Annotated in this window: 18 protein-coding genes and 1 riboswitch; all 18 genes read right to left on the reverse strand. The window is 45.1% G+C overall.

What is annotated here, in order from left to right; all coding sequences use genetic code 11:
* Position 1: 1 nt before the first annotated feature.
* The gene (gene ribH / locus ACZQK9_RS09020) at positions 2–463 is read right to left on the reverse strand and encodes a 6,7-dimethyl-8-ribityllumazine synthase (protein WP_021985734.1); all 462 of its coding nucleotides are present in this window, start codon (positions 461–463) and stop codon (positions 2–4) included.
* Positions 464–821: 358 nt separating this feature from the next.
* Positions 822–2,024, reverse strand: a complete 1,203-nt coding sequence (locus ACZQK9_RS09025; protein WP_483270371.1) for a bifunctional 3,4-dihydroxy-2-butanone-4-phosphate synthase/GTP cyclohydrolase II — start codon at positions 2,022–2,024, stop codon at positions 822–824.
* A 55-nt stretch (positions 2,025–2,079) separates the two neighbouring features.
* Complete coding sequence (gene ribE, locus ACZQK9_RS09030; protein ID WP_483270372.1) at positions 2,080–2,736, reverse strand: riboflavin synthase; 657 nt, start codon at positions 2,734–2,736, stop codon at positions 2,080–2,082.
* A complete protein-coding gene (ribD, locus tag ACZQK9_RS09035; RefSeq protein ID WP_483270392.1) occupies positions 2,718–3,812 on the reverse strand; it encodes a bifunctional diaminohydroxyphosphoribosylaminopyrimidine deaminase/5-amino-6-(5-phosphoribosylamino)uracil reductase RibD in 1,095 nt (364 codons plus the stop codon). The genes ribE and ribD overlap by 19 nt, the downstream gene beginning before the upstream one ends.
* A gap of 236 nt (positions 3,813–4,048) precedes the next feature.
* Positions 4,049–4,163, reverse strand: a riboswitch (FMN riboswitch).
* A 61-nt stretch (positions 4,164–4,224) separates the two neighbouring features.
* On the reverse strand, positions 4,225–4,953 hold the full coding sequence (locus tag ACZQK9_RS09040; RefSeq protein WP_483270373.1) for an NAD-dependent protein deacylase: 729 nt from the start codon (positions 4,951–4,953) through the stop codon (positions 4,225–4,227).
* Positions 4,954–5,021: 68 nt separating this feature from the next.
* Positions 5,022–6,260: a CdaR family protein gene (locus tag ACZQK9_RS09045; RefSeq protein ID WP_178017052.1), complete on the reverse strand. Its 1,239-nt coding sequence runs from the start codon at positions 6,258–6,260 to the stop codon at positions 5,022–5,024.
* Positions 6,247–7,119 (reverse strand): diadenylate cyclase CdaA, encoded by an 873-nt coding sequence (gene cdaA / locus ACZQK9_RS09050; protein ID WP_178017053.1) that lies wholly within the window; start codon positions 7,117–7,119, stop codon positions 6,247–6,249. The genes ACZQK9_RS09045 and cdaA overlap by 14 nt, the downstream gene beginning before the upstream one ends.
* A 28-nt stretch (positions 7,120–7,147) precedes the next feature.
* Positions 7,148–8,332 (reverse strand): proline-rich domain-containing protein, encoded by a 1,185-nt coding sequence (locus ACZQK9_RS09055; RefSeq protein WP_178017054.1) that lies wholly within the window; start codon positions 8,330–8,332, stop codon positions 7,148–7,150.
* Positions 8,333–9,106 (reverse strand): hypothetical protein, encoded by a 774-nt coding sequence (locus tag ACZQK9_RS09060; RefSeq protein ID WP_178017055.1) that lies wholly within the window; start codon positions 9,104–9,106, stop codon positions 8,333–8,335.
* Positions 9,107–9,218: 112 nt separating this feature from the next.
* The gene (locus ACZQK9_RS09065; protein ID WP_483270374.1) at positions 9,219–9,977 is read right to left on the reverse strand and encodes a glycosyltransferase family 2 protein; all 759 of its coding nucleotides are present in this window, start codon (positions 9,975–9,977) and stop codon (positions 9,219–9,221) included.
* Positions 9,978–9,979: 2 nt separating this feature from the next.
* Complete coding sequence (locus ACZQK9_RS09070; RefSeq protein ID WP_178017057.1) at positions 9,980–11,245, reverse strand: CDP-glycerol glycerophosphotransferase family protein; 1,266 nt, start codon at positions 11,243–11,245, stop codon at positions 9,980–9,982.
* On the reverse strand, positions 11,226–12,377 hold the full coding sequence (locus ACZQK9_RS09075; protein WP_483270375.1) for a CDP-glycerol glycerophosphotransferase family protein: 1,152 nt from the start codon (positions 12,375–12,377) through the stop codon (positions 11,226–11,228). The genes ACZQK9_RS09070 and ACZQK9_RS09075 overlap by 20 nt, the downstream gene beginning before the upstream one ends.
* Position 12,378: 1 nt before the next feature.
* Positions 12,379–13,080 (reverse strand): ABC transporter ATP-binding protein, encoded by a 702-nt coding sequence (locus ACZQK9_RS09080; RefSeq protein ID WP_483270393.1) that lies wholly within the window; start codon positions 13,078–13,080, stop codon positions 12,379–12,381.
* Positions 13,081–13,146: 66 nt separating this feature from the next.
* Positions 13,147–13,923 carry an ABC transporter permease gene (locus ACZQK9_RS09085; RefSeq protein ID WP_216507489.1) on the reverse strand — a complete coding sequence of 259 codons (777 nt, stop codon included), beginning with the start codon at positions 13,921–13,923 and terminating at the stop codon, positions 13,147–13,149.
* 18 nt (positions 13,924–13,941) lie between these two features.
* Positions 13,942–15,033 (reverse strand): NAD-dependent epimerase/dehydratase family protein, encoded by a 1,092-nt coding sequence (locus ACZQK9_RS09090; protein WP_483270376.1) that lies wholly within the window; start codon positions 15,031–15,033, stop codon positions 13,942–13,944.
* Positions 15,021–15,737 (reverse strand): IspD/TarI family cytidylyltransferase, encoded by a 717-nt coding sequence (locus ACZQK9_RS09095; RefSeq protein WP_178017061.1) that lies wholly within the window; start codon positions 15,735–15,737, stop codon positions 15,021–15,023. Before ACZQK9_RS09095 ends, ACZQK9_RS09090 begins: the two co-directional genes overlap by 13 nt.
* An 11-nt stretch (positions 15,738–15,748) precedes the next feature.
* Positions 15,749–17,107 (reverse strand): exopolysaccharide biosynthesis polyprenyl glycosylphosphotransferase, encoded by a 1,359-nt coding sequence (locus tag ACZQK9_RS09100; protein ID WP_483270377.1) that lies wholly within the window; start codon positions 17,105–17,107, stop codon positions 15,749–15,751.
* Positions 17,108–17,263: 156 nt separating this feature from the next.
* Complete coding sequence (locus ACZQK9_RS09105) at positions 17,264–20,362, reverse strand: hypothetical protein (protein ID WP_483270378.1); 3,099 nt, start codon at positions 20,360–20,362, stop codon at positions 17,264–17,266.
* Between the last annotated feature and the right edge of the window lie 280 nt (positions 20,363–20,642).

Genomic DNA, 20,642 nt, shown 5'->3' on the forward strand with positions numbered 1-20,642 from the left:
TTTAAATCTGCTTCATGAGGTTAATCATCTCAATAGCAGATAAAGCGCAGTCATATCCCTTGTTTCCGGCCTTTGTACCTGCGCGCTCGATTGCCTGCTCGATATTCTCGGTTGTAACAACACCGAACAATACCGGAATCTCTGTCTCCAAAGATACCGATGCTACACCCTTGGATACTTCGTTACATACATAATCATAGTGGCTTGTTGCTCCACGGATAACAGCACCAAGACAGATTACCGCGTCATACTTTCCAGACTTTGCCATCTTCTTTGCAACAACCGGAATCTCAAATGCGCCCGGTACCCATGCAACTGTTACATCTTCTTCCTTCACGTCATGACGGATCAGACCATCCATTGCACCGCCTACCAGTTTGGATACGATAAATTCATTAAATCTTGCTGCTACAATTCCGATTTTTGCGCCGTCTGCGACTAATTTTCCTTCTAATTTGTTCATTTTCTTTCTCTCCTTATTCTTTTATCTACCGCCACATCCATATACTTTTTGCATCCGATGTTCTCCCTATGTATGTTCCACGCAGACGCGCTCTCGCTCACTTCCGCATGTAGCGGTACTAAATTCGATGTAGCCAGTAACCAATTACTGGCCACATCTCATTAAGTGCCGACATGCTGCAATGGTCTGCGTTGGAATCATACATAGAGGAACATCTATATACCATTCATTATAACAGGATGTGGCTTACATACATTTTAATAATTTAACGGAGAGGCGGCATTCACCACCTTTTATGTGTTTGGTATACCGTCTTTCCTGAAATCTATCCTTGTTAGTTTTATATATATCAATGTCATCAATCTACGTTATCGAGAATATGTCCCATCTTTTCTTTCTTTGTCTTTAAATAGAACATATCGTATTTGCTTGGCTCCATCTCGATTGGCACACGTTCAACGATTTCCAGATTGTAGCCGGAAAGTCCGTATACCTTCAGCGGGTTATTCGTGAGCAGGCGCATCTTGTGTACGCCAAGGTCAACGAGAATCTGTGTACCGATCGTGTAGTCACGGGCATCCTCCGGGAACCCGAGCTTCAGGTTCGCCTCGACCGTGTCAAGCCCCTGATCCTGCAGCTGATATGCACGGATCTTGTTGATGAGTCCGATTCCACGGCCTTCCTGACGCAGATAAAGAAGCACGCCTCTGCCTTCCTTGGCAATCTGCTTCATCGCTGCATCATACTGCTGTCCACAGTCGCAGCGTGCAGAGCCAAGCGCATCTCCGGTCAGGCACTCGGAATGTACACGACAAAGGACTGGTTCACCGTCGGTGATGTCACCCTTTACGAGTGCAACATGATGCTCACCGTTTAATTTATTCACATATCCGTAAATCATGAACTCGCCATAACGTGTCGGCATCTTTGCTTTTGCCACGCACTCGACAAATACCTCATGTTCCTTGCGGTACTGGATCAGCTTCTCCACAGTTGAGATTTTCAAGCTATGTTTCTTGGCAAACTCCTCCAGATCATCACGTCTTGCCATCATTCCGTCATCGCGCATGATCTCACAGCAAAGACCGACCGGTTTTAAGCCTGCAATCTTCATCAGATCCACGGTTGCCTCGGTGTGTCCCTGACGCTCAATTACGCCGCCTGGTCTTGCCTCAAGCGGAAACATATGTCCCGGTCTGCGGAAATTCTCCGGCTTCGCATCATCCTCTACAAACTTACGTGCGGTGATACCTCGCTCATACGCAGAGATTCCGGTTGTTGTACTTACATGATCGACGGATACAGAAAATGCTGTACAATGGTTGTCTGTATTTGTAATACACATCTGTGGCAGATGCAGCTTATCTGTGTATTCCGGTGCCATCGGCATACAGATCAGACCTTTGGCGTAGCTTGCCATGAAGTTCACATTCTCTGTTGTTGCAAATTCTGCAGCACAGATGACATCCCCCTCGTTCTCGCGATTCTCATCGTCCATGATCACAACACATTTTCCTTTTTTGAGGTCTTCTACAACCTCTTCAATGCTGTTTAATTCCATGTTGTTCCTCCTTGTCTGTTCATAACTCCACTATGTGTAATTATCGCTATTTTCTCTATAAGAATCCATGCTCTGCAAGAAATCCCATATCAACCTTCGAACTTTGTTTCTTATTCTCCGGTTCTTTAAAATGAAGCAGATGCTCCACGTATTTCCCAATCACATCATTTTCCAGATTCACAATATCACCCGGCTTCTTCGTAAGCAATGTCGTCTCCTGTCCGGTATGTGGGATAATGGATACCTGAAACCGGTCGGTGCTGACCGTTGCGACCGTCAGGCTGATGCCGTCAATCGCGATTGAGCCTTTCTCAATAATGTATTTCATGATCTGCGGTGTCGTCTCAATCGTTACCCAGACCGCGTTTTCTTCCCGCTCCAGACTCACAATCGCTCCAATGCCATCGATATGCCCAGATACGATATGCCCACCGAGGCGCCCACCTGCCGCCATCGCGCGCTCCAGATTGACCTTGCTTCCGGTATGCAGCGTGCCAAGCGATGTCCTACGCATTGTCTCCGCCATGACATCCGCCGTAAATGTATTGCCCGAAATGGATGTTGCCGTCAGACAGATGCCATTGACCGCAATGCTGTCTCCGACCTTCGCATCTTGTAAGACATATGGTGCCTCAATCGTAAGACTCTCTGATTTCGATGCTTTTCTCGCAGCCAGAAGCGTTCCAACCTCTTCTATGATTCCTGTAAACATATTTCCCGCTTCTCCTTTCGATATCGTAGTAAGATGTCGTCCCCGACCCGCTCCATACGGTCAAATGCAAACCGGTACGCGCCATTTGGATCTGGCACACCTTTGCCTTCCACAGGGGTTTTCGCCTCCGCACCGCCTAAGATCTTCGGTGCGATATATATCTGCACCTCCTGCACGATATCCTGTGCGAGTGCCTGCTCATTTAACGTGCCACCGCCTTCTAACAGGATACCGTCGATATCCTGTGCACCAAGCTGCACCATCAGATCATACAGATCAATACGTCCATCTTTTTCCTTGCATTGTAGTATCTGCACATTTGCCTGTTGTAATTCCTTTGCCTTGTCCGATGCGCCATCGAGTGTTGCCACGATTGTTGGAACATCCACCGCCGTCCGTACCAACTGACAGTCAGCCGGGATTCGCAGATGACTGTCACAGACAATACGAACTGGATTCCTTCCACCTTCGATCCGACAGGTCAGTGCCGGATCATCCTGTAAGACCGTATTGCAGCCGACCATGATTCCTCTGAGCCAGTTTCTTGTCTCCTGCACATGCTGTCTTGCCGCATCCCCGGTAATCCACTTGCTCTTGCCGGTATATGCCGCAATCTTGCCGTCCATCGACATCGCATATTTCATAACTACATATGGTAACTTTGTCGTTATATAGTAGAAGAATACCGAATTAATCGCATCGCAGGCATCCTTCATCACACCGGTTTCTACCTCAACGCCATGCTCCCGCAAAAATGCGATCCCTTTTCCTGCCACCTTCTCATTCGGATCATCACTGCCGACATAGACTTTTTTGATGCCGTGTTCCACGATTGCAAGCGTGCACGGTGGCTGTTTGCCATAATGGCAACACGGCTCCAGCGTCACATACATTTCCGCACCTGCCGCATCCTCGGTAAGACTTGCAAACGCCGCCCGTTCTGCATGCAGATCACCGTATCTGGCATGATACCCCTGTCCGATGATCCGGTCATCCTTCACGATTACCGCACCCACAAGTGGATTCGGATTGACTGCACCAGTTCCTTTTTTCGCAAGCTCGATTGCAAGCTCCATATATTCCTGTTTGTATGCCACTTTCTCACCTTCTTCGTTCTATTCACTAATCAATGCCTGCTGCCACAATTGCAGGCAGCCTTGTATCAGTGCTTGTATTTGGTCAATTATCTTCAAAAATCAAACCCCGGTCACATATCGCTATGTACCGGGGTTTCAGACTTCTATCCGCATTCAAATCAAATGGCTTTCATGGTGTTTTATGATGCATGCCGCCATTTTCTCCTGCTTCTCTTATCCTTACTCTCTCATCCAGACTATACTGTCGGCTTTGGAATCTCACCAAATCATGCATCACTGCGCGCGGGCTATACCGCCGGTGGGGAATCACACCCCGCCCCGAGTAAATATTTATTTACTTTTAAACACAACTGTACTTTAGCACCATCGTTTTTGTCTGTCAAGTCCTGCCTCAGACCTCAATTTGAGATAGTACCTCTCCGATCTTTCCATTGATGACGATATCCGCATAGGAATCACGTGGAGTTGATGCCATGTTGATCACAACCAGATATTTACCATGAAAATAATCAATCAGCCCTGCTGCCGGATATACAGCTAACGATGTACCACCGATAATCAGCATATCTGCCTTCGCAATATGATTGATGGAGCGCGTCAGGATACTCTGGTCAAGTCCCTCCTCATACAGAACAACGTCCGGTTTGATAATTGCGCCACATTCGTCACATGTCGGAATTCCTTTTGATTCCACAACATACGAAAGTGGGAAAAACTTCTTACATTTTGTACAATAATTCCGATGTACCGATCCATGAAGCTCCAACACTTCTTTGCTTCCTGCTGCCTGATGCAGTCCATCAATATTCTGCGTGATGACTGCCCTTAATTTCCCCGCCTGCTCCAATTCGGCAAGCTTCCTATGTGCGGCATTGGGCTGTGCCTGCGGGAACAGCATCTTGTCCTTGTAAAACTCATAAAACTCTTCTGTCCGCTGCATATAAAAGCTGTGGCTTACAATCGTCTCCGGCGGGTATTTATACTTCTGGTTATACAGACCATCCGTGCTTCGGAAATCCGGAATCCCGCTCTCCGTTGATACGCCGGCACCTCCAAAGAATACAATTGAATTACACTGTGCAACGGCTTTCTTGAATTGTTCTATCTTTTCCTGTGCCATATACTCACGCTTCTTTCTTCTTTGCAATCCTCCATCCGGCGGATCAACCATCTATCACCAATGAATCTTTATTCTTCCGTAGTTGTGACATTCACACTGACCGTACCACTCATCTCATATGTAACACCCTCCAATTGCCTCAGAGTCACTGTCACATTCCCATGATTTCCTACCGGAAGTCCGGAACAGTCAATCGTTGGAACAATATCGTCCAGCGTCAGCTTTGATACGACATCTGAGAATCCGGATGCTGTGATTGTAAAGTTGTTCAATGTAATCTCATACTGATAACCATCCACCTGCTTGTCAAGCACAAAGCTGTTTACTGTCACAGTCAGCTTCTTATCCTCCAGTTTTGTAATGGATATATTCACTGTGATTTCCGGCGGGATATTCACAACTGAAACCCCATCCGGCAAATAATCCCGTATATCTACATCTGTCTGATAATCCTCTGTCATACCACTCACAGATACATCATCCACTTCCACAGTCTCAATCTTCGACAACGCCTCTGCCGGACCAACCAATTCTACATTCTGCGGCTGATATACGACTCCTTCCACACCGTAACCATCCCCCGGGGTTCCACGCAGATTAACCTCGATTGGTACCGTCTTGGTTGCATAAATCTCAACACTTACCTTTGCGGATGAAACATCCAGCGTAATCTTATCATTTGTAATTTCTTCCCCATATGCATCATAGATATGAAGCTCTGGCTCCGTTTCAAAACTTGCATTTCTCTGATCCACGTCTACGGAAGCACGTATCTCCGTGATTTTTTCCACAGCACTCTTCGGTCCATCAACCTTGATAATATTCGGCGTAGACGAAGTTCCACTTACCGCAAACCCATTTTTTGTACTGCCAGTTGTCACCACCTTAATCGGAAATTGCTGTGTCACTTTCTCTTCCAGATTTAACTTCATTGTATTATCCACACAGGTAATACTGATTTCATCTTTCACAGAGCTGCTTTTGGCTTCCACAGAGACCGTCACTGTATTCGTAATGGACATTGTTGACAGATCTGCAATGGCAGTGAAATCCTCCCTGCCAAGAGTTCCAACCACAGAGCGCCGTCCTTTTACAATAATATCAACCGTATCCCCACTCACAACGTCATAGACCTGATCCAGCTCATCCAGCACATCACCATTAATCTGCGTCACCGGAATGTCTGATATCTCTCTTGTTGTCTGATAATCCGAAATATTCGCGACAGCAAGCCATGCAACGATTGCAAGTAAAACAGCGGCAATTTTATACCCGATATGCCCAATCTCTTTCTTATTTTTTTCCATTTTTTTTGCCCCCTTTCCGCAGTCTCGCACGTCTGTGCTCCGGAACTACCGGCTGTAAAGAGGTCAATTTCTTTCGAAGTTCAATTGCATCCAGATTCCGATACAGGGTTCCACCATACGCTACGGAAATCTCACCCGTCTCCTCCGATACAACAATCGTCATACTGTCAGACACCTCACTGATACCAACGGCCGCCCGGTGTCTTGTTCCCAGTGCCTTGTTCAGATCAATACGATCTGTAAGTGGCAGATAACAGGTTGCTGCAAGCACCCGGTTATCCCGTATAATAACCGCACCATCATGCAATGGTGTATTATGCTCAAAAATATTGATCAGAAGCTGTCTTGTCAGAGCTGCGTCGACCAGAATTCCTGTATTCTCATATTCTCCCAGTGCAACATCCTGTTCAATCACAATCAATGCACCAGTTTTTACTTTTCCCATATCAATAGAAGCTGCAACCAGTTCGTCAATTGTATGATTGTTCACACGCTCAAGATGCAGATTTTTGTCATCCCGTGTCAGAACATCTGTAAAGATCTTCTTTCGTCCCAGTTCCTCCAGTGCCCGACGCAATTCTGGCTGGAACAGAATAATCACAGCGATAATACCGACACTGATCGTATTCCGGAAGATCCATAAAATCGTATTCAAACGAAAAAGGGTTGCCAGTCCGACAAAAATAAACAACACAACAATTCCTTTGAACAAGGTCCATGCCCGTGTCTTTTTAAACCAGATCATGATATGGTAAATTACATATGACAGAATAATAATCTCAATGATATCCGTGACATGAATCTTTGGTATGTAAAACCAATCAAAATATACACTTAATGCTGTGAGTAACTTTTTCAAACTAACACCCCTTAACCATCGCTAGTCCTTATCGATTTGTCTGCCCATTGTTACGGTTCTGCTTTGGACGAGGCTGTCTTGCCTGACTATTCGCCCCCTGTTGTGGACGTGGCTGTCTTGCCTGACCATTTGTCCCCTGCTGTGGACGTGGCTGTCTTGCCTGACCATTTGCACTCTGCTGTGGACGTGGCTGTCTTGCCTGACCATTTGTCCCCTGCTGTGGGCGTGGCTGTCTTGCCTGACTATTTACACCCTGTTGTGAACGTGGCTGTTTCTTCACTTCTTCCACAACATCTTCATCCGTCATTGTTTTTACAAGTTTTCTCTGAGCTTCTCCAACCTTCGGAATCGCTTTTACATAGTAATAATAATCATCATCTTCAAATTGTACAGACTCTTTATGTGAGTAATCAATGACACTCTTGCACATCTGCACGACGACACCAAGCACACCGCCAAGAATTGCTCCAAGCACAAGGCTTCCTGCCGGGACGCTGACATCAACCATCATACCACATATTAAAAATACAAGAATCGTAAATACACTTCCCACACCAATTGCAACATACCATGCATAATCAAAATTCAGCTGATGAATCAGAGAAGTTACCATTACCACAATGGCAAATGCAATGACGGCAAGCAACATTACCTTATCCTTCATCAAACCATTGACTACATAAGAATACCCCTGAAAATCAGTATCCTCGCCCAAAAGGATTGTGGCTCTTGCCTCCTTTACATACTGTGAAAAATAGTAAATTACTACGCCAAATGCTGCTGGAACTGCACCGGAAAATCCTGCAAAAATCGCAACCATAACCGGAGCCGCAAACGGAATCTTCAACATATACAAAATCGGCACCAACGCCAATACATATCCGGTATTCTGAAACATCCGGATATACGCACAATACATAATCAGAAAAAGCAGCAGACACAGCACACCTATATCCATAGATACAGAAAAGCAATGAACTGCCACGACAACGCCCGCCAGAAAAACTACTACAGGGCCTGTCACAAGCGCGCTAATCACGGACAGCAAAAATGTAATCACACCTCTGTGTAAAAACTCGCTGTAACCAAACAATGAGTTGATACAGGAAAACATAATGAATGAAAAGATAAACCGGATGATCGGAGTCGCTACCTCATCATATTTTCTCAAAAAATCGCGTATCGAATTTCTTACTGCTATCATTCCAGTCATTTATTTGTCTCCCCTTCCTGCACCATCCGGTGTATTTGTATTATAGACATGATTTTCCCGATACATACTCTGCTGCTCCTGTCTGATGCGTTGCAGTTGTTCCCGTTCCAATTGTTCCCGGCGTGCACGGATCCGACGCCGCTCTTCTTCCATCTCCTGCTGCCTCTGTGCTTCCTCCTGCTGTTGTGCAGAAATCCGCTCGTTCCTACGCTTTACGTTCTCAATAATCTCCTGATTCTTTTGTTCCTGCTGCGCCTGCAGCTGCCGCTGTATCATCTCCGAACGACTGACATTTGCACGGGAATTTGCCTTCGGAGCATGTTTTCTGGCTGCGGAAACATCATCGGTTGCACGCTTTGATTCATCCACCATACGACGTCTCTGCTCCGGCGGATCATCCGCATGAATCAGCTCCTTCAGGTTAATATTATACTGTACCAGACCATTTTTCGCTTTCTTATACCGGTAATTGTACAAGATAAACGCAAACAGAAAATAAATTGCACAGACAATCGCATAACCACCAAGCATCTTGTATACGATTGCGAAATAATCAAGGTCATTCAGTTTCTCCAAAACGCTGTCAAACGTCATGAATATATATCCTGCAATGACACACCAATACAGAACGGTCACTGCCACCCATGTCTTTAATACGTTGTAACGGACATAATCACTTCTATAATATTTACTCACAACCAAGCTTTTGTTCTTCTCTCTTTTCTCAAATATCGCAAGCTTCGTCATAAGGATGGTTTTCTTCTCGTCAACCATATCCATACCTCTCAAACCTTTATTCGGCAAAGCCGTTCTTTCTTATCATATCGCATCTCGCTTTTAAAATCAATCTTTGATTCCCCGAACAATTTGAAAATACCGTGAATTTTTAACACTTCACATACTTTTTCAAACCATTCACCATATAACTTACAAACATCCTGCATGATTTCCACACAGAATACCCTGCCAGCCGATATGTACGATACGTCATATGGGCCGATTTCCATTTATTTCTGGATTTTCCATTTTCAGACAACCGGTATTCCAATAGTGGTTCATCGATTCCAACCGCAAACGGATACGTCCGCAGCATCCTAAGCCATGTCAGATAATCCTCATGTACCTCACTGTGTTCCATCGGAAACTGTAACATGACCTCCCGGCGCGCAACGACAGAAGAACAGTTAATCACATTTGTCTTTTCGAGATCTGCAAGCGTGATTTTCTCCGGTGTATGCACCACGGTCTGTGTCAGACTTCCATCCGGCCGCATGAGCACACGGGCAGTGTTGCACAGACACGCACCTGTCTGTTCCAGCAGCTTCACCTGTTTTTCCAGCTTTCCGGCAACAAACCGGTCATCTGCATCCAGAAATGCCACATAACATCCTTCCGCCTCATTCACACCCCGGTTCCGTGTCTCTGCGACACCGATATTCTTCGCATTTTTCAACAGGCGGACGGAAACACCTTCCGTCTGTGCAGAATGTGCGTCCAGCCACGTCTGCACTGCCTCCATGGATCCATCCGTAGAACAATCATCGATCAGAAGCACTTCCTGTACATACGTCTGTGCCACCGCCGAAGCAAGTGCCTCACACACAAATTGTTTTGCATTGTAAACCGGAATAATCACCGAAACCATGCTTACTCTCCAAACATCATCTTCATAATACGTTCTGTTGCATGTCCGTCACATGCACTCATAAATTTCTGACGGAATTCCTGTACCTTTTTCTTATCAAACCGCTCATCCACATGCTGGATATACTCGATCATTTCTTCCGTTGTTGTATGAATCGGTCCCGGGACAAACTCCTTATAATCATAGTAAAACCCTCGCCAGTCATAATAATTATCCAGGTCAAATGCAAAGAAGATCATCGGCTTCTCGAACAGTGAATATTCAAATACAAGGGAAGAATAATCTGATATACAGATATCTGCCACAAACAGCAGCTCCTCAATACTCATATCGTCAGTCAGATCAAATGCAAAGTCCTCATACCCCTCTGGAATCGCTGTCCGTTTCTTCACAAACGGATGCAGTTTGAACAGTAATATATAGTCTTTTCCGAGTGCATCACCAAACGCTGAGATATCCAATTGATTTGGAGTTTTTGCCTTTGCCACTCTGCCGCGGAACGTCGGGGCATACAAAATCACTTTCTTGCCCTTTGCCTGTGGAACCACTGAGAGCAGTTTTTCTTTCGCTGCCTTTTTCGCATCTTCATCATAGAAGATATCCGAACGGGAAATACCGGTTGGTACAACTACACCCTTTTTATCCTGCAGGGACATTGCCTCCTCATATGCCCATACAACCTCTGGGGAACTAACCGTTACATACGTATAATTTCCGTGATACGGATATTTTTCCAGTGTTTTCCGGTCATCGCCAAAGATCAGTTCTGCGGTACTCATGCCAAACTTCTTGAAAGCACCACAGCCATGCCAGAGCTGCGTCACGATTGTCTCCTTCCGCATCGGCAGCGCCGCGATCACATCTGAAGATTCATTTAAGAAAATATACTTTGCATCTGCAATATCCGTGATCATTGCCTCACAGGCATGCCGATAGTCCTTGCGTTTTGAAAACCCGCTACGCAGAAAATGTGTATGAATCTCGTATTTGTGTTCTTCCTGAACTTTCTTATACATCAGAGAAAAGCTGTCGCTGATCTTGCTTTCCCGCACCTCAATAAAGACAACCTTCTTCTCGTTGACCGGTCTTGCCGCATACTTATTATAAAGCTTCGGATAATGCTTCCGAAGCATCTCATAACGGTAGATTTTTCGGATCTGCTTTCTGCACATACGATAAACCTTTCGAAGTGCCCGGTATGGAATTGTTTTCTGAATCGTCTTAAATACAATCGTTTTCTTAAATCTCTTAAACAAGCTTTTCAACATCGTTTTTCTTTGTCTCCTCATGTATCATGTAGTGTACCAGCCGTCTCGTCGCGTTACCATCGCACCGGCTCATATATCGGGTACCAAATTCTTTTCGTCCTTCTTTATAAGGATCCTCCTGTAATGTCTCTGCCACAACAGACGCAAGTGTCTCTCCCTGTGTCACAATACGTCCCGGCAATTCTTTATAGTCCAGATACCATCCACGTGCCTGCCTGTATACTTCCAGGTCAGGTGCAAACAACAGCAGTGGCCGGTCTAATAACAAATATTCAAACATCACAGATGAATAATCTGTAATCAGCATATCTGCTGAAAACAAAAGTTCACCCGTTGTCATCGCCTGCAATTCTCCCCGTTTCAGCATATGCGGATGCAGACTTTTTATCACAAGATACGCCGGATTTTCTGCAAGCCGGTCAATCCACGTTTCACCGATTGTCCGTTCACCTGCATTTTGTTGTCCGGCATTACCCCTGAACGTCGGTGCCCACACAATCACGGTTCTTCCGTCCTTCACACCGTAAATCCGCTCGAATTTTTCCCGCATCGCATGTTTATATGCTTCATCAAAATAACAATCGGTATAGCTGCTTCCGTATGCCCGTACTATATTGGGATGCTTAATCCGCATCGCCGACGTAAAAAACGGGCGGCAATATGGACTGCTCACAGTCACAAGGTCATAGTTTTTATAGACGTTTCCTTTGTAAACCCTTGGAATATCATCCTTTGCATCATATCCAAACCTCTTAAACGCACCACAACCATGCCAGAGCTGGATTACTTTTGTTCCTTTACGCTTTCGGCATGACGAAACCGGAAGAAAATTATCCTGCAAAATAACAAACTCTGCCTGTGCATAGAGCTTCATAAATGCAAGCATCCGCCGCATCCCCGAAAGTGCAGACAAAGCCTGTAAATCAAAGAAATCATCCATTACCGTAAAACTGTGCTGCAAAAGCAGCGCGTCGTGCAGACGCTGCATCGATGACGGGCATACTGTCTTATGTTCATCCGCGAACACAACCAGACCTTTTCTCACCGGTTTCCGGCAGCAAAAGAAATAATAGATTGGAAACAGCACATGCTGTGCCATCATTTTTATAATCTGTCTGATAAAAAAAACCATATTACTCAATCATCTCTTCATAGACCGGAGCTATCTCATCGATATCTCCAAATGCTTTCATCTCTCCATGCTCCAAAATCATAGCCTTATTGCAGATACGCTTCACCTGATCCAAATTATGCGATACAAAAAGTACCGTCACACCGGTATCCATCATATCAACCAGTTTTTTCTCGCTTTTTTTACGGAATTTCGCATCTCCTACCGACAACACTTCATCCAGGATCAGAATATCCGGACGAACCACGGTTGCAATCGAAAATCCGAGTCTTGCCTTCATTCCGGAAGAATAATTCTTTAACGGTACATCAATAAACTTTCCAAGCTCGGAGAACTCCACGATCTCATCGAATTTCTCTTCCATGAATTTGCGTGAGTGTCCAAGCACTGCTCCATAGAGGAAAATATTTTCCGCTCCGGTATACTGCATATCAAACCCAGCACCAAGCTCGATCATCGGTGCAAGTACACCCGTTTTCTCAATCGTTCCTTCTGTCGGTTTAAAAACACCTGCAATCACTTTCATCAGTGTCGATTTTCCGGCGCCGTTCAACCCGAGGATGCCAACGCGATCGCCCTGCTTCACAGAAAAAGTTACATCTTTCAGTGCCCAGAACTCCGTATATGCAATATCATGCTTCACAAGCTTGATAAAATATTCCTTCAGGCTGTCCACCTTTTCTTTGTTCAAATGAAACTCCATGCCTACATGGGATAATGTAATTACATCTTTTCTTGTCTCTTCACTCACGATACCGCCTCCCATGCTTTACAGATGCAGAATAAACTGATCCTGTTTCTTATTAAACACAACAAGTCCAACTATGATGCAGACAAACGCAAATGTAAACGAATAGATCAGCATATGTGCACTCATCGCTCTGCCAAACACACAATTTCGGAAATTGTTGATAATGCAGAACAACGGATTAAATTTCAGGATCCAGCTGACACTACTGTTCAGGATTTTTTTCGGATAGTAGAAAATCGCACAGGTATACATGATAAGCATCAGTGCAACGTTCCACAGATATTCCATATCCCGGAAATACACGCCGATTGTCGCCAGTATCATGCCGACACCGATAGACAGTAAAAACAGGTTGAGCAACGGTACGATAGCAAGCAGCGTACGCCAGGTCGGGAACACGCCCAACACCAGTGCCACAACCGCAAGCACCACAAGCGAGATCAGAAATAAAATGTAATTGAAACAGATATTCGCAAGCGGATACAGGTATTTTGGAACATATACCTTCTTGATCATCGCCTCATTTTGCCGGATTGACTTTAAGGCAGAGGTTGTCGACTGTGAAAATAACGTATACATCAGTCGTCCGGTCAGAATATAAACTGGAAATGATTTTTCCTTGTGTCCAAGCAGTGTACCAAACACCAATGTCAATACGATCATTGTAAGCAATGGCTCAATCATCGACCAGACGATTCCAAGATAGGATCGTCTGTATTTTAATTTGATTCCTTTTCTGACAAGCTCCGTAAATAAATTGTTATACTGACGAAACTCCTTGATTTTTGTTCCCATATTTTTCCTATTCCCTGTCTACATGATTTCCCGAAGCACCTGTACGGTGTGGGAAAGTCCGGTCTTCATATCGTATTGTGGCACAAAGCCGATTTCTGTCTCAAGCTTTGTCGTGTCAAGTGTTGCCTTGGTCGCCTTCGAATAGCCAGCCTGCTCCGTCGCATCCGGCAAGTCAAACACGACCTGTCTGTCTGCAAGCTCCGCCAGATGCTTCGCCACTTCCCGAAGCTGCACATCCGAATCTTTGGAACAGATATTGTACGCCTCGCCGTCTTTTCCATCCATCATAACAGCAAGAATGCCTGCGACACAGTCTGCCACATAGGCATACGAAAACTCCTGTGTTCCCTCGCTCTTTAACACGATATCTTCCCGTTTCACACTCTTTAAGATGAACTGGGATAACGCCTTTGTATCACTCATCAGCATCGTTGGACCATACACCCGGGACAGTCGTGGAATCACCACATCCATCTCCTTTTGTTTGCGATATGCCTGACACAATGCTTCGCCCGTCCGCTTACTCTCCGGATATCCGGCGCGCATCGTGTTGCAGTCGATATAACCAAGATAATCCTCCGCGAATTTATCGGTATCCCCGCGATTTTCGCCATAGATTTCAACCGAAGATAAAAATACAAACCGTTTACAGCCTGCCTCCTTCGCATAGTCGAGCAGATACTGCGTACCAAATACATTTGCCGTGATTGTTCCAATTGGATCGCTTGCATAGGCAACCGGATGCGTGTTGCTCGCCGCATGGATCACATAGTCGATCTTCGCCGGCAATACAGGATTCCCGACTACTTTCTCGTTAATATCCTGTTTAATAAAATGAAACTGTGGAGAATTCGCATAATCTGCAAACCGCGCAATCGCTTTCTCCTCATTTCTGCCCAATATATAAATCTCTGTCTGTGCCTGATAGTTCTTGTTTGCATATAAAAGCGCATCGATCAAAAAACTACCAATCATGCCGGTTCCTCCGGAGATCAGCACCGATGCATCTGCAAGCTCCTGTACCTGAAGCATGCTTGCTACCGCACATACATCCTGCATATAAAGTTCACTGTCATATAAATGCATTTTCATATCTCCTACTTCAGCCACTTATCTTTCTCCGCGGTCAGATACCCCTTGAAGATCTCTAAATCATCTTTGGTCGTAAGCTTGATATTCTTGTCTGAGCCTTTTGCAAAATACAACCGTTCACCAAGCTCTACCATCATCGTATTCGTATAAGAAGATCCATAAATTCCGATTTCTTCTGCAAACGCTTTCTCATACGCCCACACGAGTTTATCAAATTTGTATGCTTGCGGTGTTGATACGCGGCGCAATGTCTCACGTGGAATGTATTTCGTTGTGGATGCCTCATCGTCGATCACAAAAATCTGCTCATTGTAAGGCAGAGAAGTCACACCATTTCCAAACTCATTACATTTTGCAATGACATCCTCCAATACCTCGTCATCTACCAACGGACGGATACCATCATGAATGATGATATTGTCATCCGAGGAACAGACATCCTTCAGATTATAGACACCATTTCGAATAGACTCCTGCGCGCTGTTTCCGCCGGAGATCACCCATTTTACTTTTGTGATATTAAACTGCTTGGCATATGCCCATAATACATTGTGCCAGCCGTCAATACAGACAACCTCAATTGCATCAATCAGGTCATTTCTCTGAAAACTCTCTAATGTATAGATCAAAACAGGCTTGTCATATACATTGATAAACTGTTTTGGGATATCCTGTCCCATTCTATGTCCGGAGCCTCCGGCAATAATCACTGCTACGTTCATGTGCGATACCCTTATCCTTTCTCGTTTTTATCCTTTAATGCAGTCTGCTGGTTCTTATCCACACCCTCCGAGCTCTCCTTGCGGAATACAATACGGAAAGTCAGAAGCAACAATTTCAGATCCAACCGGTAAGAATATTCCTGTATATAGGTCAGATCCAGCTTCAGCTTATCGATTGGTGTGGTGTTATATTTTCCATACACCTGTGCGTATCCGGTCAGTCCCGCCTTTACCTTCAGACGGAAATCAAAATCAGGTACAGATTCCTCATATTTTTCAAAGATCTCCGGTCGTTCCGGACGCGGTCCTACCATCGACATGTCACCGACAAACACGTTGAAAAGCTGTGGAAGCTCATCCAAATGAAGATTCCGTAACACCTTTCCTACCGGTGTGATACGGTCATCATCTTTCTTCGCCAGCTGCGCACCGTTTGCCTCTGCATCAATCCGCATGCTTCGGAATTTATAAATCATAAACGGCTTACCGCCGCGTGTCAGACGCACCTGCCGGTAAAATACCGGGCCATGATCGTACGCCTTGATTGCAATTGCTATAATCAGCATGATCGGAGATGCAATCAAGATTCCGACTCCTGAGATAATCAAGTCAGTTGTCCGCTTGAAAAATCTCTGATCTGCCTGCAACCCAATATTTCGCGACAAAAATACCGGCGTATCTACCAGATGCATATCGTCCGAGCCTTTCATTATGATATCCGTGATCTTCGGAATAACATACGTCCGGATAGAATGTTTAAAGCAATATTTTAAAATATTGTTTCTGTCTTCCGAGGGAAGATCATACAGCACAACGCCTTCAAAATCCAACACGTCCTGCTGAATCTTCTCCATACCCTGCTGATAATTTAACACTTCACAAATCTGATACCGGTCACGCCGGGCGTTGATTTTGAGCAGGAAGTTCTCCGGCGGATATTTCCCGTAGATCACGATTAGCTGCCGTGGTGGGAATAACAGTATATAAATATGCTGGATTAAAATCACCCACAATGTCTCAAATACGATCTGTATGATCACCATTATGATAACCGGAAGTACATTCATATAGTCACGTGACACCATACAGATAAAAATATAGGCAACCGCACCGCCAATCACAATCGCAAGTCCGTGTGACAGGCACAGATCCAGCACACGCATATAGCTTAGCTTATAGCCATTGAAGCTTTTTGTGATTAGAAAAATAAATATTGCATACAATCCAATGACAACATAATTCCCACGGAAAAATAACGGGTTATGATATTCGCCAAACCAGATTACGCCAAACGATACTGCCTCGAACACCCATATAATCAAATTTGCGAGCAGACTCAACGCTCTTCTTCTTTGTTCTTCTGCGTACATAATTCCTCTTTTTGACATTTTCAAAAACACGACAGTCGCACCGGAAGCAAATCAATGATTTCCGATGCGACACTGTTTTTTATTGTGAGTTAAATTTATATCACATAATTGTTTTTTATTATATATAATTATTACGTTCTTGTCACGCACTTTCTTTTACCGGATCGTTACGCGGATTTCTGCAACTTTTCCATCTCTTACACGCTGTGCAGTTTCTCCGGATACAACTGCTCCCTCGCAGATCTCTTCCCTTCCGTCAGCTGCCACAAGTTCGTACTTTGTAACCGCATACTGTCCCGGAATCAGATCCCGCTTGCCTCCACAGTCATACACAACTTTGATCCTGCCAAACAGTGTTGCCTCTACCTTGCCTTCATCCTTTACGAGATATGCCGGGATTGCCGGTGCTAGCTTAAATGTAAGCACGCCATCCTGCATTGTAAACAGCTTATCGCCGTTCATCATAAGCTCCCACATCTGTAAGAACTCTGCAGTCGAGCCACTCAGTCTTGCCACGAAACCTTTTCCGTGAATCTTCTCATTGAAGTTTGCAGAGCTGACTAAGAACGATGAATTCTCGAGCGGACTTCTGCCATATGTCTCGTAAGGCAGGAACGGAACACCCATCTTCTTTAAGTCTGCAAAATACTCTTCGTAAAGTCCGGACTTCAACAGCTCCAATAAATATTTGTACTCCATATGCAGCCAGATGGATTCGTTCTCCAGCCAGCCTGGGGAGAATGCACGCGCACGTCCGATCTCGTAAGAACATTTTGTAAGCGGTGCATTGACCTTGTACATATCCAGCTTCTTATCATACATATCTGAAGCCTTTACCAGCTCGTAAAGTGTTTCCTTCGCCTCATGTGTCTGTGGCAGCTTCAGGTAACGGACCGGTCCCTCTAAGAACAACGGGATATCAACCACCTGCAGATTCTCCGGTGTGATCACGCCGTCCTTCTCTGTGTAATCAGACATGCTGTATGCCATATATGCCGGTGCAATACCATCCTTCATCGCACATCCAAGCTCGATTCCTTCTTCTACATATGCGATCATGTGGTCAAAAATTGCCACAAGCTTCGCAGCCGGAATCGTCTCTTCTTTTCCTTCAATGCCAAATGCGGTCTTCTCACGATACGCTTCCTTTGCGATATTAACTGCATTCCAGACTGCCAGACGATCCCCGCCCTTTGTATAAGCTTGCAGTGCCGCATCTGTCTCATCAATCAGCTTAGCAAGCTCTGCCGGAACATCTACCGCACGGTCAAACTTCGCAAGTTCCTCACGCAGGAACAACAGCATCCGCTGTAACTCATACGTCTCACAGACAGAAGAACCGAACAAGCCCGGCAGACCATTTAACGCGTCATACCAGCCCGGTTTTCCACCTTCCATCTCGACTCCGATCCCCTTCATATCCAGCGCATCGAACTTGAGTGTACTCATCAGCACGAGCTTCGTTGCAAGGTTTGAAGTATAGACCTCACCCTTTCCATATGCGGTACGTGCCTTGTCGAAGGTTACCTCTGCCTTCTTCTCCTCGTCAATGGAATGGTACTGTCTGACACCCTTCTCTGTCTTGACATACCGCTTCACACGTGGAAGCACGGTTGCCTTTGACTCATAGTAGGTATAATCCTTCTCGTCAAAGAGCATCGTCTCTTCCTTCTCCGGATAGACAGACAGATATGCGTCCACAAGATCAAGATTGTATGTCCAGTGGTCACTCCAGTAACCCTCACCGAAATCTGCGTTCAGATTTTCGACACTATGTTCCATCACAACTGCAAAGAACGCATCTTCCTCGATGGTAAGTCCAACCTTCTTATTGTAAATCTGCGCATATAATTTACCCGGTGTAAACGACTTTGCAAATAAATCCTTCAGAACATCTGCATGCTCCGTTACATAAGAGAGCGCTTCTGCTTCTGCATCCGGCTTTAATGAGTATGTAATCTGCTTTACCTGCAATGGATTGTAGCCATCCAACTGCAGCAGATCATAAAATACCTTGATATTGTAATCGCCAACGAAGTTCGCAAAATAGATATCGCTTCTGCGGTTCTGGTTTACATCCCGGAAGTTTCCATTTCCCTGTGAATAATATTCCGGAAGCATAGAGAAGAAATTGTAATCACGCTCCACATCACCGTGTTTTCTGGAATATACGTAAAAGATATGTCCGCCCGGAAGCTTCACCGGATATCCGCCACGCAGAACGTTGTCAATATATGTCTGCTTGCAGTACGCATCAAAGACAGGATCTGCCGTTGTCGTTGCGATCGTATCTGCAAGTTCATTGATGATTGTATCATTTTCTTTATGCTTTCTTGCAAAATATGCTGCATCCAAGCCAGCATCTGCAAATGTATGGAACAGTTCCTTCGTGCCTGCCTGACCATATACAGAATAGATCGTGTAGCTATCTGTAATCTCCTCATGTGCACACGCAAAGCCTGCCGGTACCTGATTGGCGCAAAGCTGATGCTCTGCCGCAAGTGCAAGCACCTCTGTCTTATAGAAATTCACCGGTTTTGCCAGACTTGTATCGTAATCAAAGATCAGTTCCGGATCGGCGATGATCGGAAGCTTCCCGCCATCCTTGTTCACAGATACCATGAAGTTTCCTGCCTCTACCTCGGAAACCTCTGCCGCATCGGCAAGCGCGATACGCACACGGTAATATGGCAGCTTCTCGTTTACATCCTCGACCTGCATCCACGCCTTGGTCGTCTGTGCCGTTTCTTTCATATCCTTTAATGCGATACCATATGGAAGCAGTGCCGGCATACCATCTAACACTTCCACGTCCTTCTTCGCACCGGAGAGATTCGTAATCGTCACGGTACGAACCAGACCGCCGAGGCGCTCGTTCGGCATTGTGTAATACAAAACGTTTACTTTGATGCCAAGTGCTTCGTTTGTCTCCTCGATTTCCAGCTCGTTCATGCCGATGTACATCTTATGTGGCATATCGTCGTCCACAAATGGCTCATAAAATGTTCCGTCTACCTTCAGAAATGTGCGGAAGCCCATTGTCTTTGTAAACTGGTAGGACTGATGTGCCGGATAAAATTCCATGATGGAATGATCTTTGTTCTCTGAGCCAAAGCTGCAGATTGCCTGTCCTCGGTTTACGTAGAAGTTCCACAGCGGGGTTCCGTGGATGCCGCTGATGCCCGGGAGGAAGCTTGCGAAACAGGACTGTTTGTTGTAGTTTTCGATTACAAAGCGGTTCTTATTGTCAAACATATTTTTCCCTTTCTAAATCGTACGGATAATTGTAATCTGTTTTATCCGTCGTGAAACGTATGCATTTTACAACACATAAATTCATTCGCACGAGATATGATATAAATGTATTGCAACCAAGAAGTACTAAATGTTCTAATTCACTTCACTGATTATTCACGCCACCGCCGCCAATTCGCCATCCATGGCTCAGTGGCGGCTTGTTTGAACATCGTGTTCAAACATGGCTGATATACTTATAGAACATTAAGTACTTCTAAGTTCCAAACATATCTATATC

Source organism: Wujia sp., from assembly GCF_056872695.1.

Bases quoted from the DNA above. Each gene is read 5' to 3' on its own strand.
- ACZQK9_RS09055 (WP_178017054.1), bottom strand. From the start codon at position 8,332: ATGACTGGAATGATAGCAGTAAGAAATTCGATACGCGATTTTTTGAGA.
- ACZQK9_RS09070 (WP_178017057.1), bottom strand. From the start codon at position 11,245: ATGTTGAAAAGCTTGTTTAAGAGATTTAAGAAAACGATTGTATTTAAG.
- ACZQK9_RS09040 (WP_483270373.1), bottom strand. From the start codon at position 4,953: ATGGCACAGGAAAAGATAGAACAATTCAAGAAAGCCGTTGCACAGTGT.
- ACZQK9_RS09065 (WP_483270374.1), bottom strand. From the start codon at position 9,977: ATGGTTTCGGTGATTATTCCGGTTTACAATGCAAAACAATTTGTGTGT.
- ribD (WP_483270392.1), bottom strand. From the start codon at position 3,812: ATGGAGCTTGCAATCGAGCTTGCGAAAAAAGGAACTGGTGCAGTCAAT.
- ACZQK9_RS09075 (WP_483270375.1), bottom strand. From the start codon at position 12,377: ATGGTTTTTTTTATCAGACAGATTATAAAAATGATGGCACAGCATGTG.
- ACZQK9_RS09025 (WP_483270371.1), bottom strand. From the start codon at position 2,024: ATGGAATTAAACAGCATTGAAGAGGTTGTAGAAGACCTCAAAAAAGGA.
- ribH (WP_021985734.1), bottom strand. From the start codon at position 463: ATGAACAAATTAGAAGGAAAATTAGTCGCAGACGGCGCAAAAATCGGA.
- ACZQK9_RS09080 (WP_483270393.1), bottom strand. From the start codon at position 13,080: ATGGAGTTTCATTTGAACAAAGAAAAGGTGGACAGCCTGAAGGAATAT.
- ACZQK9_RS09105 (WP_483270378.1), bottom strand. From the start codon at position 20,362: ATGTTTGACAATAAGAACCGCTTTGTAATCGAAAACTACAACAAACAG.
- ACZQK9_RS09060 (WP_178017055.1), bottom strand. From the start codon at position 9,106: ATGGTTGACGAGAAGAAAACCATCCTTATGACGAAGCTTGCGATATTT.
- ACZQK9_RS09095 (WP_178017061.1), bottom strand. From the start codon at position 15,737: ATGAACGTAGCAGTGATTATTGCCGGAGGCTCCGGACATAGAATGGGA.
- ACZQK9_RS09100 (WP_483270377.1), bottom strand. From the start codon at position 17,107: ATGTACGCAGAAGAACAAAGAAGAAGAGCGTTGAGTCTGCTCGCAAAT.
- ACZQK9_RS09085 (WP_216507489.1), bottom strand. From the start codon at position 13,923: ATGGGAACAAAAATCAAGGAGTTTCGTCAGTATAACAATTTATTTACG.
- ribE (WP_483270372.1), bottom strand. From the start codon at position 2,736: ATGTTTACAGGAATCATAGAAGAGGTTGGAACGCTTCTGGCTGCGAGA.
- ACZQK9_RS09045 (WP_178017052.1), bottom strand. From the start codon at position 6,260: ATGGAAAAAAATAAGAAAGAGATTGGGCATATCGGGTATAAAATTGCC.